11 protein-coding genes and 1 riboswitch are annotated in these 14,490 nt (G+C 55.1%); of the genes, 7 read left to right on the forward strand and 4 right to left on the reverse strand.

The features are described 5' to 3' along the window. Window positions 1-212 precede the first annotated feature (212 nt). From E0E37_RS01840 to E0E37_RS01865, 5 genes are all read left to right on the forward strand, one after another. The gene (locus E0E37_RS01840; RefSeq protein WP_130861277.1) at window positions 213-2,048 is read left to right on the forward strand and encodes a glycerophosphodiester phosphodiesterase family protein; all 1,836 of its coding nucleotides are present in this window, start codon (window positions 213-215) and stop codon (window positions 2,046-2,048) included. Between the two features lie 136 nt (window positions 2,049-2,184). Further along, window positions 2,185-2,820, forward strand: a complete 636-nt coding sequence (locus tag E0E37_RS01845) for a thioester domain-containing protein (protein ID WP_130861278.1) — start codon at window positions 2,185-2,187, stop codon at window positions 2,818-2,820. Between the two features lie 645 nt (window positions 2,821-3,465). Then, window positions 3,466-3,735: a metal-sensing transcriptional repressor gene (locus E0E37_RS01855; RefSeq protein ID WP_130861279.1), complete on the forward strand. Its 270-nt coding sequence runs from the start codon at window positions 3,466-3,468 to the stop codon at window positions 3,733-3,735. Window positions 3,736-3,744: 9 nt separating this feature from the next. Next, complete coding sequence (locus E0E37_RS01860; protein WP_130861280.1) at window positions 3,745-5,136, forward strand: MATE family efflux transporter; 1,392 nt, start codon at window positions 3,745-3,747, stop codon at window positions 5,134-5,136. 191 nt (window positions 5,137-5,327) lie between these two features. Next, complete coding sequence (locus tag E0E37_RS01865; protein ID WP_130861281.1) at window positions 5,328-5,660, forward strand: CGGC domain-containing protein; 333 nt, start codon at window positions 5,328-5,330, stop codon at window positions 5,658-5,660. A 48-nt stretch (window positions 5,661-5,708) separates the two neighbouring features. Here E0E37_RS01865 and E0E37_RS01870 read toward each other — a convergent pair whose 3' ends face one another. Both E0E37_RS01870 and E0E37_RS01875 read right to left on the reverse strand, forming a co-directional pair. Next, complete coding sequence (locus E0E37_RS01870) at window positions 5,709-6,545, reverse strand: hypothetical protein (RefSeq protein WP_130861282.1); 837 nt, start codon at window positions 6,543-6,545, stop codon at window positions 5,709-5,711. A gap of 194 nt (window positions 6,546-6,739) precedes the next feature. After that, a complete protein-coding gene (locus E0E37_RS01875; RefSeq protein WP_130861283.1) occupies window positions 6,740-7,384 on the reverse strand; it encodes a GNAT family N-acetyltransferase in 645 nt (214 codons plus the stop codon). Window positions 7,385-7,826: 442 nt separating this feature from the next. Between E0E37_RS01875 and E0E37_RS01880 the strand changes: the two genes are divergently transcribed. Further along, window positions 7,827-8,603: a hypothetical protein gene (locus tag E0E37_RS01880; RefSeq protein ID WP_130861284.1), complete on the forward strand. Its 777-nt coding sequence runs from the start codon at window positions 7,827-7,829 to the stop codon at window positions 8,601-8,603. A 70-nt stretch (window positions 8,604-8,673) separates the two neighbouring features. After that, window positions 8,674-8,833, forward strand: a riboswitch (M-box (ykoK) riboswitch). A 389-nt stretch (window positions 8,834-9,222) separates the two neighbouring features. Next, a complete protein-coding gene (mgtA, locus tag E0E37_RS01885; protein WP_408608639.1) occupies window positions 9,223-11,901 on the forward strand; it encodes a magnesium-translocating P-type ATPase in 2,679 nt (892 codons plus the stop codon). Window positions 11,902-12,033: 132 nt separating this feature from the next. Here the strand turns inward: mgtA and E0E37_RS01890 are convergent, their stop codons facing one another. Together E0E37_RS01890 and E0E37_RS01895 are read right to left on the reverse strand one after the other, a co-directional pair. Further along, on the reverse strand, window positions 12,034-12,963 hold the full coding sequence (locus E0E37_RS01890; protein ID WP_130861286.1) for a DMT family transporter: 930 nt from the start codon (window positions 12,961-12,963) through the stop codon (window positions 12,034-12,036). Between the two features lie 85 nt (window positions 12,964-13,048). Then, window positions 13,049-14,251, reverse strand: coding sequence for a PucR family transcriptional regulator (locus tag E0E37_RS01895; RefSeq protein WP_130861287.1), 1,203 nt, complete (start codon window positions 14,249-14,251; stop codon window positions 13,049-13,051). Window positions 14,252-14,490 lie beyond the last annotated feature (239 nt).

A 14,490-nucleotide genomic window follows, 5' to 3' on the forward strand; every position in this document is an offset into this window, starting at 1 on the left:
TTCCGGGGTCTTACTCCGCGTTTGCCGATCCAGTCGATTTTTAGACGAATATGGTCTATTATAGCTTGTTTATCTGGGTTGGTCAAACAGTAAGAAAATTCTTGGCGCGAAGGGAAAAATCCCGGGATTTACTGCATATCCGCCACCATGCCGCGGAAGAATAAAACAGTAATGATGAAGCGAAACGGACAACTGGGGAGGAAAAGGATCAGATGGCAAAGAGGCGGGCGGAAACGGCGGAAATATTCAGAAACACCATTCGTTTTATATTCTGGGATTGGAGCGCCCTGCTTATTTTTATACTTTCGTGGAAGTTCCTTCTCCTCATGCTGATCCCGCTTCAGGACGGCATACTGTCACTGATCGTGAAAAAGGCTGGGACGGCGGGAATGTCCGGTACGGGCTTACTGCATCTGCTGATGGATCCAGGCGCTCTGGTGCTGGCCGCTGTCTGGCTGCTGATCCTGGCCTGCTCCCTTTACGTGGAGATCGCCGGAGTGCTGCTTTACTTTGAAGGGGCCCGGAACGGAAGCAAAAGAGGGCCGCTGCAGCTTCTTAGCGGCGCGCTGCGCAAAATGTTTCTGCTTTTCAGACCGGATAAGGCGCTCATGATCCCTTACCTGATCCTGCTCCTCCCATTTACGGGTTTTGCAATTTCGTCTGAACCGCTGCGGCGGCTGGAACTGTTAGAGTCCATGTCCGGAGGATCCGCACAGACGCCTGTGTTTCGCGGGGCCGCAGCCGTTCTGTTCTGCCTGTTTGCTCTGGCAGTCCTGCGACATAGCTTTGCTGTTCCAGAGGTCGTACTGGAAAACGGCGGCTTTCGGGCCGCCGCCCGCAGAAGCCGCCTGATGCTTTCGGGAAATGGAGTCGGAGCGGCGGTCTGTCTGGCCCTGTACTTTTTTTTCTGCGTAGCGGCGGCCGCACTGTTTTGCCTCGCCGTTCTCGCCGCTCTTTTTTTGTGGGCACAGATTTTTTACAGCGGAGAGCAGGCGTCCTACGCTTTCTGGTTTGTATGCGCAAAATTGAAGGATACGGGCAGTATTTTCGTCTCTGTCTACACGATCGTCTGCGGGATGGGAATATTGACCTCCCTGTATCACCAGTACCACGGAGGGAGGCCCGCCTGCGTAAAGCCGCTGTTTTCAGGCCGCAGATCCGCAGAAAAGAGAAGGACGCCCGCTTCGCAGCTGTTTGTGCTGGCAGTGATCATACTGTTTTATATGGGGATGTCTGTGGCGAGCCTTCACAGCTGGACTTCCCCGCCTCAGCCGCTGATCGTGGCTCATCGGGCGGGAGCCGAGACGGAGCGGGAAAATACGCTGGCGGCCCTTCGCAGAGCGCAGTTTACCGGTGCGCAGACAGCGGAGATCGACGTCCGTCAGACGAAGGACGGGGAACTGGTGGTGCTCCATGACGACACGCTGTTCCGGACGGAGGGCGTAGACCGACGGGTGTCGGATCTGACGCTGGCAGAGCTGAAGGCGCTGGAAGCCGGACTGTACGGCCCTTTGGATCAGGAGGGTGAGCGGATACCGGAGCTGAGGGAGATGGTAAGCGAAGCCAAAGGCCGGATCGAACTCATGATCGAACTGAAATCGGGGGACGGAAAGACCGCTGAAAATGGCAGAGGGATGGCGGAAGAGGCGGTGAAGATCATCCGGCGGTACGGCGGCGAGTCGTGGTGCTCCGTGGCGTCCATGCATTACGGCGATCTGAAAAAAGTAAAAGAACTGGAACCGGCGCTGCGTACAGTATATATCACGCGGGAAGCTCCGGAGAATCTCAGCCGCTTTGAGGCGGCAGACGCCTTCAGCGTGGGCGCGGGCTCCGTCACCGCAGAGATTGTGGACTCCGCACATGAACAGGGAAAAGCATTCTACGCCTGGACGGTAAACGGAGAGAGGGACATGAGGGAACTGATCCGGCTGGGCGTGGACGGTATCGTGACGGATGAACCAAAGCTGGCGGGATTTGTGAGAGATACCATTGCAGCCGGATCGCCGCAGGATTCTCTCATGGCAAAACTGCAGACCGCGCTGCGTTGACAGGAGCATAACCTTTGACTATTGGGAACCCAATCGGACCGCAGGGCATAATCTAAAGCAGGTGGAACAATTTCCGCCTGCTTGTTTTCTTTGCGGGAAACAGACGAATATTCCTATGGTTAAAAGGAGAATGACCATGTTAATTATAGATTCCGTGCAATCGGGTACGAGGGCTGCGCAGTTCCCTCCCACCCGACCCTTTGTACTGTATTCGGGGACTGATATTACCGGGACGGCAGACGGCAACAGCGGCCCCGGCGGGCCCGAAAACTACTGCGACTTATCATTTACATCCGCATCTCGTTACAGGCTGAATCGAGCGGATCACAACAATATATTTCAGTTTTATCTCACTGCGGGCGGGGGAACCAGACAGGCCTTTTGTCTGGATAAATTTAAAGACGGACCTTACGGAGTATCCTACCGGAGCGGCGCGTTTGAGACCGCGTTCCCCGACGCTGCCGCTCGCCAGAAAACGATGACGGCCTGGCTGCTGGCAAACGCGTATCCCGCGGTCAGCGCAGCGCAGACCTTCGATCTGGCAGGGGTGAACGCGTCCGCTTCGCCGGCTCTGGACGATAACGACGCCTATGCGGCGGTGCAGGTCGCCATCTGGGTCCTGCTGGGGCAGATCGCGCCCGCGGAAGCGTATTTCCTGGAATGCGGGGCAGACGCCGAACATCCCAAATCAGAACGGCTTCACACAGCGGTGATGCGGCTGATCGAACTGGCGGGAAACTACGCGGATGCTGTCTCTTTTATACATCTTTGAGACCGGCAGCGAGTAGGTGCCTCCGGGTGAGAGCTTAATATTGGAAAAACCGAAGAGAGCCGAAGCGCCCTGGCTGAGGCCCGTGCCCGGTGCCCTGTCCGGAGCCGTGTCCTCCGTGTCCGTGCCCGCCGCCCTGCCCGGAGCCGTGTCCTCCGTGCCCGTGTCCGCCGCCCTGCCCCCGGCCGAAGCCTGATTTTTGTTGTAAGATCGAACGGGACTGCAGGCCGGAGCCATGCCCGGGACCGGAACCACGGCGCAGGCCCGAACCGTGTTGCGGACCGGAACCGCATCCCAGGCCGCAGCCTCGGGTAAATCCCAATTTCACGTGCAGAATAGAACCTGCATGCAGACCGGAGAATCCCGGCGCGCCGGATACGCGTCCCGGCCCGGCACTCTGTCTGCCGGACCCAGGCGCAAGGCCGCGGCGCGGAGGAACGACGATCTATCTGTAACTGTAAATTACCATAGATGAAGCGCGCCCGGATGAGAACGGCTATTTTGCCTATCTTATCCGGGCGCTGTCTGTTCCTGTGTTTCTTTTTTCCTGGCCGTACATTCTCCGGGGAGAAAGCGCTTGCAGAGCATCGGAAGAAGCGTTATAATCTTCATATCCCCCATGGGGGGATATGAAAGGAGGATGACGTCATGGCTCATCATCACGAAAACACAAAAGCGGTTCTGAACCGGCTCTCGCGGGTCACCGGCCATATGGAAGCGATCAAAAGGATGGTGGAGGAGGATCGGGACTGCGCGCAGATATTGATCCAGCTCTCCGCTGTCCGTTCCGCTGTCAATAATATAGGAAAGATCATATTGCAGGATCACATTGAGCACTGTGTTGTGGAGGCGGTGCAGACCGACGATCAAAAGGTTTTAGAGGATTTGAAGCAGGCCATCGCCCAGTTTTTGAAATAGAGGCCCGCCATGAAAAGTGCAGAAGGCCGTACGCCGTCACAGGAGACCGGGTACGGGAAGCGGGATCGAAGGCAGGACCGAAGGCAGGTCAGAAGGGAATACGCCGGTCAGATCACGGTGCTGGCGGTTCCGATCATAATCGAAAATATTCTGCAGACGCTCCTTGGAACGGTGGATACTTATTTTGCGGGACAGATCCACGACAACGCCATTGCGGCGATCGGCGTCACAAGCCTGATCGTCAATATTTACATTGCATTTTACACTGCGGTCAGCGTGGGGACCTCCAGCGTGGCGGCCCGTTATATGGGAAGGGGCGACAGAAAAGCGGCGGAGGACGCCGCTCGGCAGTCGGTGGTCATGGGCGCGGCGCTGGGCATTGTGGTCGGCGCCGTCAGTCTGGGTTTCTGCGTGCCGATCCTTCGCCTTTCGGGAGCGGAGGAGGAGGTGCTGGCCTTTGCCGTGCCCTACTATCTCATCGTAGCGGTACCTTCGGTGCTGATCTGCCTGTCGCTGGTCCTCTCCGCCTGTCTGCGGGCGTCTAAAGATACGAAAACGCCTATGTACGTCACCGGATTTTCCAATCTCGTGAATGTGGCGCTGAACTGTTTGTTCATCCGGCTGGGATTTGGAATAACGGGACTGGCTCTGGCGACCACCGTCTCCCGTCTTCTGGGCGTCTGTCTGCTGGCCGCGAAGCTCTGCCGGCGGGATGCGGCGCTGAGGCTGTCCTTCAAAGAATTTCATTTCAACCGTGACAGCGCGCGGACCGTGGCTGCCATCGGAGGACCCGCCGGCATGGAAAAACTGATCATGCGCACAGGCCAGCTCATCTACAACGGCATGATCATATCCCTGGGAACGGGCGCCTACGTGGCTCACAATGTGGCGGGCACCATAGAAAACTTCGCGTACATACCGGATTTCGGATTTGGGATGGCCGCCGCGGTCATGACCGGCATCTGCCTGGGTGAACAAGATCCGCAGAAGGCCAGAGAGATCACAGCGCTTACCACTAAATTGGTGATGGGCCTCATGGTGATCTTCGGCGTTGTTTTCTTCGTCTTCGCGCCGCAGCTGGTCTCCTGCTTTACACAGACGCCGGAGGTGCGGCGCATGGCGGCTTCGGTGCTGCGGCTGATCGCGTTTTTTCAGCCCATGGGAGCCGTGACGCAGATCATGGGAAGCAGCCTGCAGGGAGCGGGAGATACGAAATTTCCCATGTACGCCACGCTCGTTGGGATCTGGGGGATCCGCATCGGTCTGGGCTACACGCTGGCGGCAGGACTTGGAATGGGGCTGTTTGGCGTCTGGTGCGCCTATGCCATGGACATCACTCTGCGGGGCGTCCTGCTGACGGTCCGTTTTCAGAGAGGGAAGTGGGAGTCCATACAAATATAAAGCCGCAGGAAGCGGCTGATTCAGACTGCAGAAAAAAGCCCCGTTTAAACAGGATCGCAGCATATAATTGAGAATAAATATACTTTGCTGAACTTTTGTTTTGAAATACTATATAATATGGCAAATTAGAAGTTGCCTTTGGTGTAAAAGACGCAGACAACAAACGAGTTTAGGGGGGGGAGAATTGCGTTATGAAGTTAGGAATAATCAGATGTATGCAGACAGAGGATTTTTGTCCCGGAACGGCAGATTTTCTTGCAATTAAAGAAAAAACAGGCGTTTTTCAGGGAATCACTGAGGATATAGAAATCATTGGATTTACTAATTGCGGAGGCTGTCCTGCAAAGAAATCCATATTAAGAGCAAGGGAATTAGTAAAAAGAGGCGCCGATACGATCGTTTTTGCAAGTTGTATTCAAAGGGGAACCCCGATCGGATACCCATGTCCATTTGCTAAGCGAATGAAGGAACTGATCGTGAAAGATCTGGGAGATAGCGTAACTATTTTAGACTATACACATTAGCAGCTTTCTACAGTTTAAAGCCGCCGTTTCCGGCGGCTTTTTTTGCGGCTATATTATCACAAATTTATATTCGGTGCGGAGAAACGCGCCGTCCTTGTAAACATCTTTGACGTCCAGATAATAGGTGCCGGTGGGATGTTTTTTAAATGCGTCTGTCAGACGGTCCCCGTACCAGGGCCAGAAGGACTGGACCGAGGAGGCGTCGGCGGGTATGCCGAACTGTATTTTGACCAGCGGCGAGCCCTTTGCGCTGCGCTTCAGACCGCCGTTTTCCCAGGTCGCCGGGTTTGCACAGATCGCGTTGTAGAGCGTGTACTGCATCCGGCGCATTTCATGGTAATTGGTGATGTAAAGATAGTCGGCGCCGGCGCTTTTCTTCCGCTCTGCCGTGACGGCGGGCTTGTCCACCTTGGGAAACTGTTTCCAGTCGCAGCTGGGTTCCGGCAGGGAAGCCATGGGACCGGTGAGAAAAGCTTCCCGGTTGTACTGGCTCATATCCTTGATCTCATAGCCGCTGCCGTCGCTTGCCACAATGGAATCTCCCACGTCTGGAATGAACAATTCACCGGTCTGCGGCACCTGCACGAATCCTGTAGACCCGTTGGGATCTCCGGTCTGCGGCGTGTAATGAACGGTGGTGTCGATGTTGACAGTGGAATTGCGGCCGTCCCAGACGAGGCCGAAATCCACCAGCTCGGCGAGATCTTTCAGCTGTACATAATTATGGCCTTCGATGAGATACGCCTGAGGCGTGACGATCTTGCCGTCCACTTTGATCACATTGTCCGAGGGCGAGGCGTTTACGTAATTGGCGGCAAAGACGGCGCCCCCGCCGAAGACCAGTCCGCCGACCACAAATCCCAAAATAAACTGTGTGTGTTTCATTTTTTTCCTCCCGATAGCTTCTGAATACTCTGACAATCCCCTTTTTCTATAGGGTATGCCCTGCGGAGGAGGATGTCAAATTACATTTCTTTGACGTTTTCGTGAAGATTCGCTGGATGACAGGGACGCAGGCGTCTGAGCAGATCGGATCACCGCTGCGGCGCTGCGCCTGCCGGCGGCCTGAACGGGCGTGTTTACAGGATCGAAGAATGACTGTAGATATAAAATTCTTCCTGACTTGTGCAGTATTTTTTTTCTAATCTCTCAAATCCCTCATCAAAAGAATGCACAGCGCGTTCGTCTATATCCATGGCGGGACTTTGGCGATAGATCCAGCTGTGCCCGTCCAGAGCTCCCGGTCTGAGCTCCTTTACCATCATTGCCGTGGGGTACCCTCCGCCCTCGACGGAGACGTGGTATTTTTTGCAGCTTTTAAAACCGCGGCTCACATAATTTCCCGGATTTCCAAAGATCACGATGGCGTCGTAGCCAAGGGCTGCCGCTTTCTGAAAGGAATGCTCCATGAGCTTTTTGCCGTAACCTTTCCGCTGGTATTCCGGCAGGACAGAGACCGGACCGAAGGTGAGGATATCCTTTTCCCTGCCAGATTCATCGATCAGTTTTGTTTTCGTATACATGATATTTCCCACCACCTGCCCATCGTCTTCGATCACCAGATCCAGCTCCGGCAGAAAGTCTTCGTGATCCCGCATAACATGGGCCAGATAGTGTTCCGCGCATCCGGGAACATATAAATTCCAGAAAGCTTTTCTGGTGATCTCCTCCACCCGTCTGTGATCTGTCTCCCATTCATTTCTGATCCTCATCTTTTCGCTCATTCCTATACCTCCCTGATCGCAGAGACGGCCCGCCGCTGCGGGGCTGCGCCGGCCCTGACCGCCTCTGGCTGTCTTTTCCTTTTAAATATAGCTATTATATTCTATTATTTTAATTTCAAACGCCGAGTCTGTAAAGCGTTGCGCCCATTTTCATATAAGGGCCGTGGGTCCGGCGCGGTGAACAGAACGAATCGTTCGCCTTTTTTTTCGCGGATGCGGACAGCCGAAAACCGCATTATCCGGCGTGCAGAGCCCCCTGCGCCGCAGAGCTTTTTATAAAAAATGAAGGGCGCCGCTATGGATCGACAATTTTTTCCTGCACCCGGAGTATAAATTAATAGCTGCTGCATAATAATGAATATGTAGAAGTATAAATTTCTCCAGATCAAAAAAGAAAACAGGAAAAGGAGATAAGATTATTTTAAACAATAGAAAGAATAAAATGGCGACAATTTTGGCGCTGACAGCCGCCATGACGTTTTGTCAGGGAGTTGTGGACAATCCTGTCCGCCTGCAGTCCCTGCAGGCGGAACACGGAGCGGCCGCCGCTGCCGGCGGCCAGCGCGGATATACTCGAACGATCCCGGAGACGGCGGGACTGCCGGCGGCCATCTGCATGCCGCTGGGCTGGGGGACGGAAGGAGAAGCAGAACTTGCCGGGCGGGATCTGGCGGCGGATCTGAGACCGATCCCCTGCCAGGTGGAGAACGGGATCCGTCTGGTCAGGGAAAAACCAAAGCCCGTGCAGGTGGCGGACGCGGTCTCCAGAGGCGGCGAGCGGCGGGTAAAGACCGTGGCAATGAGCGTGCCGGCGGTGGATACGTCCTTCAAGGCGTACATGGACTACCGGGCGATCACCAACCGCAGTTCCTGGCAGTGGAAGCTTCAGCAGAAAGCCGTGACGGACGAACAGGGATTCCGCAGAGTCGACGGGGATTACCTGGTAGCTCTGGGGACCTACTATGCCAAGGGGAGCGGAGAGCGGTTCCGGATCACCTTTTCTTCGGGGAAGACGATCACCGTCATGACGGGCGACATCAAAAGCAACCGCCACACAAATGAGACGCGGCAGTATTGCCCCAGGGGAGACGGAAGCGGAAACATGGTCGAGTTCATCGTGGATACCGGCCAGATGAGCAGGGACGCGCGACGACGCGGAGATCTGTCCTGTCTGGGCATGGCGGGCACCGTGACGGCCATCGAGAAGATCGTGCCCTGATGGCCGGCCCAAGCCGCAAAATGAAAATCACAAGAAGGTATTGCCAACGATATGATTCTGTGGTACACTGAAGACCGCTCGGTAGGTGAGGCTACTAGAGGGATACGGACTGCTGCCGCGAAGTGGTGGAGACACCATGAGAAGGTTTGAACAGGCTATATCGAATCAAGGTATAGCATAATGCAGTTTCATCGCCCTCCAGAGTCAAAGCTCAAACGGGGATATGTGGATCAGCTGTATTGCGCTCCCGTATGTTCACTGCCGAACATACGGGAGTTTTTTTTTCGGGAAGGAGGCAGTTTTATGGACGGTCATGATCGAAGGAGAATGATGGACGTCGTCAGAATGGTCGCAAATGAGATCCGCGGCAGGCAGGGCCCGCCGGCGGCTTGATTTTGCTGTGCAAAAAATTGTGACCATCGCTGACGGAACATCTCTGTGAAGCGGTGGTTTTTTTATGCCTTTTTACAGGGGCACCCGATGAAAAGCGATCAGATAGACAGTTTGAAAGGAAAGGGAGGTGAGGAGAATGGACGCCGGAAGCAGCTGTGGTGCGGAGCCTTTACGACGATATGAATGCACAAATATGAAATTTTGGAGGTACGGTACAATGAAAAAGATATTTGAAAAGAACAACAAGGCTGATCTGAGACGGAGGGAAGAAGTCCGGGACAGACTTTTGTCTGCGGCCGCTCACGGCGCGGAGACGGTGCTTCAGAAGCTGGGCTCCGGCGAAGACGGCATGGCGTCCAGGGAGGTCTTCGCCGCCAGGGAGCGCTATGGGGCCAATATAGTGAGCCGCGGCGGGGGACAGTCTCTTCCCAGACGTATCTGCGGGGCCTTTATCAATCCGTTTACGGCGATCTTGTCCGTGCTGGCGGTGGTATCTGCGTTTACGGATATTATCTTCGCGGAGGAAGGAGAAAAGAATTTTGCCACGGTGATCATCATTGCAGTTATGGTGATGATCTCCGGTCTGCTGCGTCTCGTGCAGGAGACCAGAAGCGGAAACGCGGCCGCCCGCCTTTCGGGAATGATCCGCACAGAAGTCCGCGTGATCAGAGAGGGGAAGCTGGAAGAGATCCCCCAGGAGGATCTGGTCGTTGGGGATCTGGTGGTGCTTTCGGCAGGAGATATGATACCGGCAGACGTATGCGTTCTGTCTGCAAAAGACCTGTTTGTCAGCCAGTCCGCACTGACTGGAGAAAGCGAGCCTGTGGAGAAGACCGCGGGTCCGTCCGACGGCGGCTCAGTCATGGATATGCCGAATCTGGCGTTCATGGGAAGCAATGTAGTCAGCGGAAGCGCGCGGGCGGCGGTGCTGGCGGTGGGCGGCGATACGCTGCTGGGCGGCATGGCGCAGGGACTGGCGGCTAAGCCGGAAAAGACCAGCTTTGAGAAGGGGATCAATTCCGTCTCGTGGGTGCTCATCCGTTTCATGCTGACCATGGTGCCCATTGTATTGCTGGTCAACGGTTTTACGAAGGGCAGCTGGATGAACGCGGCGCTTTTTGCGATTTCCGTGGCCGTGGGACTGACACCGGAAATGCTTCCCATGATCGTCACCGCCTCTCTGGCCAGGGGAGCGGTGGCCATGGGCCAGAAGAAAGTGATTATCAAAAATCTGAACGCCATCCAGAATCTCGGATCTGTGGATATACTGTGCACGGACAAGACGGGTACGCTGACGCAGGATCAGGTGGTTTTGGAGTGTCACTTGGATATCCGGGGAAACGAGGATGCGCGGGTGCTGCGGCATGCGTATCTCAACAGCTATTACCAGACCGGATTGAAAAATCTCATCGATCTGGCGATCATAGAAAAACAGGAAGAGATCGGAGGCGGGCGGTCTGTGAACGACTACGTGAAGGTAGACGAGGTCCCCTTCGACTTCAACCGCCGGCGCATGAGCGTAGTGGTCTACGACCGGAGCGGAAAAACACAGATGATCACCAAGGGCGCGGTGGAAGAAATGCTGAAATGCTGCGCTTTTGCGGAATACGGCGACCGTGTGGTGCCGTTGACAGAGGAAATGCAGGCGTTCGTCCTCAAGCGCTCTTCCGAGCTGGGGGGAGAGGGGATGCGTGTCATCGCAGTGGCCCAGAAGACTGATCCTTCGCCCATAGGGGAGTTTTCCGCGGCGGATGAGAGGGATATGGTCCTGATCGGCTTTCTGGCGTTTCTCGATCCCCCGAAAAAGACGGCTGCCGAAGCGGTCCAGGCGCTGGGAGAGCACGGCGTGGCCGTTAAGGTGCTCACCGGCGACAATGAGCGGGTGACCAGCTGTATCTGCAGCCAGGTGGGGCTGGACACCGGCCGGATCCTGCTGGGATCAGATCTGGACGCCGTGGACGACGGGGAACTGGCGCGGCTTGCGGAGCCGGCGGCGGTGTTCGCAAAGCTCTCTCCTGATCAGAAGGCGCGGGTCGTGCGCATTTTGCGTGAGAACGGCCATGTGGTAGGATTTCTGGGGGACGGGATCAACGATGCGGCCGCGATGAAGGCCGCCGACGTGGGGATCAGCGTGGACACGGCGGTGGATATCGCCAAGGAATCGGCGGATGTCATATTGCTGGAAAAGGACCTGACGGTGCTGGAAGACGGCGTGCTGGAAGGACGCAGGACTTACGCAAACATGATCAAGTACATCAAGATGACCGCGTCCTCCAATTTCGGAAACATGTTTTCCGTGCTGGCGGCCAGCGCCTTTCTCCCCTTTCTGCCGATGGAATCCATCCATCTGATCCTGTTGAACCTGATCTACGATATTTCCTGTACGGCCATCCCCTGGGACAATGTGGACAGGGAATATCTGAAGATCCCGCGCAGATGGGACCCTTCGTCCGTGGGCAGATTCATGCTGTGGATCGGTCCCGCCAGTTCGGTGTTTGACATCACTACTTTTTTGCTGATGTATTTTGTTATCTGTCCGGCGGTATGCGGGGGCCTGCTGTTTCACCAGGTGTCTGATCCGGCAGTACAGTCCTTGTACATCGCCACCTTTCAGGCCGGCTGGTTCATCGAATCCATGTGGAGCCAGACGCTGGTGATCCACATGATCCGCACGCCGAAGCTCCCCTTTATCCAGAGCCGGGCGTCGGCTCCGGTGACGCTGCTCACCTTCGCGGGGATCGCAGCGCTTACGGCGATCCCGTTCACTCCTGCGGGGGCAGCCCTGGGACTGGCTGCGCCGCCTGCGGCATACTTTGGATGGCTGGCCGGGACGGTGGTCTGCTATATGCTGCTTGCGACGGCGCTTAAGGCTCGCTACGTAAAACGCTGGGGCGAACTGCTGTAGAAGAGTATGGGTACGGCCGCCCGCCATGAGACTCAGGCGGTGAGCTTCTTATATCAAAGAAAAACGGGGTGCTGCAAAATCTTGTCTTGCAGCACCCCGCTGAACGATCAAAATATGCAGAGACCTGAAAGATCAGGCTTCTTTTTTCGACGGCAGAGGGACCTGAGCCAGAATGACCGCGGCGAACATGACGATGCAGCCAAGCAGTTCCTTCGTGGAAAGGATCTCGTGCAGGATCACGAAACCGCCCAGAGCGCCGAACACGGATTCCAGACTGAGGATCAGGGAAGCGATGGTGGGATCCGTATCCTTCTGCGCCACCATCTGCAGGGTGTAGCCCACTCCTGCGGAAAAAATACCGCAGTAAATGATGGGGATAGTACATTCCACGATCCCCGTCCAGGAGGGAGTCTCAACGATCAGTGCGGTGATGGTCGCAAGGATAAAGCTGACGGCGAACTGGACGCAGGACAGCTTTACCGGATTGGAGAGAGCGGTAAAATGGTCGCAGGCCAGAATGTGCCAGGAAAAGAAGATGGCGCAGATAAACACCAGAAAATCACCCCAGGCGATGGTGAATCCTTCTTTCACGCACAGCAGATACAGGCCCACGGTGGCCAGAGCCACGCCTACCCAGACCAGCCAGGTGGTCTTTTTATGTAAGAACAGCCCGAAAATGGGAACCAGTACGATATAAAGAGCAGTGATAAATCCCGCTTTTCCGGCGGTGGTGTAGACGAGTCCCACCTGCTGGAAGGAAGAGGCGATAAATAATATGACGCCGCAGACCCCGCCGCCGATGAGGATGCTCTTATTTTCCGCCTTCTTTTCCTCCGCGGTAAGCTCCCTGTACGTTCCCTCGGCTCTGGCAGTCTTTTCGCTGCGCTTATCCAGTATATAGATGATGGGAAGCAGGACCAGGGTGGCCAGCAGGTAGCGGCAGGCGCTGAACGTGAAGGGTTCGATGTGGTCCATTCCAACTCGCTGGGCAACGAAAGCGGTTCCCCAGATAAAAGCCGTGGTAAACAGCATCAGGTTGCCGATGAGCTTTTTTTTGTTCATGTTTGATACACTCCTTTTCTTGAGAAATAGACGTTTGTAATAGATATGAATATATTGCGGCCGTCCCGTGAAGGAAGGCTGACTGTCACAGATAGTATTCCAGCTGGCTGGTCAGCACGGCGATGCACAGCTGGGGATAGAAACCGGCGCTGTCCTTCTCCATGCCCATGAGTTCCCGGATCTTGCCGATGCGGTAGCGCACGGTATTTTCGTGCTGAAACAGAGCCGCCGCCGTCTGCTTGACGCTGCCGTCGTTCTGCACGTAGACCGCCGCCGTGTGGAACAGGTCTGCGGAATACTTTTCGTCGTACTGACGGATGGGTTCCACGATACTTTTGCAGTAATCGCTGAGCCAGTAGTCGTGCAGGTAGGGCAGTATGACCCGATAGAGACCGATCTCGCTGTAGAAGACGGTATGGCGGTTCTCCAGACGGCAGACGCTGCACGAAAACAGGCTCTGCTGTACGGCCTTATCCAGGTAATGCAGCTGGGAGAAGCAGTCGCTGACGCCCATGTAGTATTCTTCCGGCAGCAGGCCCGTCTGGGTGAGGAAGGCGGTCAGGATCTGCCGGGGCGTTTGGGAAGCGTTTCTGATCTCCGGACGGGAATCGTCCAGGATCTCGGCGGCGCTTCCGGTGGTGAGCACGGCGATAAAGCCATTTTTGTAGCGAAATACACTGTTTTCACTGCGAAAGTACTCCAGCCTGCGCAGGCGCTCCAGAGTCCGAAAGAGGACGCCCTCTTCCGCGTGGGAACCAGGACGGCAGAAGATGGCGCAGCAGCTTTCACGGAATACCGGATTGATGTCCAGCGCCAATTCCCGGACCAGCGAGCGGGAGAGCTCGTTTCCGATGAGATTGTCGACCTTCATCTCGATGAGCTGATCCCGGTCGATCAGACGCAGGGTATCGGTCACATCGGTGATAATATCCTCAAAATAAGCGTCGTGAGAAAACAGGAAAATGGAAAAATCTTTTTCCACCGCGTACTGCAGCAGGTCGGCGGGAAGCTCCTGATAATAAATATCTTTGATCCCCAGGAGCGATACGCCGTTGTCGATCAGCGTCTTTACTGCGGCAGACATCAGGTTGATATCGTCCTTGGCAAAGAGCAGACTGGAGAGTACAAAATCATTTTTGATGAACTCTCCCTGCATTTTATAGGAAATGAATTCATAGTCCAGTATTCCCATGCGGTCCACCTGATTTTGAAAACCGCTTTTTCCGGTGAGGATCTTCACGTTTTTCAGAGTGGGAAGCTTGTAGACTTCCGCGACTGTTATCGACATGATCTGGTCTCCCTGTCCGCCGGAAGTTCCGGCATGTGATCTGTATCGTCTCGGCCATATGGTATGTCGGGCATGGGCGGACACCGGCGGCGCCGGTTCGAAATGTACATCCGCTTACAAAGATTTACTTTTTTCCAACTATACTATACATCAATGTTTGTTGTAGGTTTTACAAAATTAAAAACGATATTTTGTAAATTATACAATGCATAAAGAAGAATTACAAGAGATACGCAAAA

This window comes from Bacilliculturomica massiliensis, from assembly GCF_900605495.1.
In the GTDB taxonomy this organism is placed as follows: Bacteria; Bacillota; Clostridia; order Peptostreptococcales; family Anaerovoracaceae; genus Bacilliculturomica; species Bacilliculturomica massiliensis.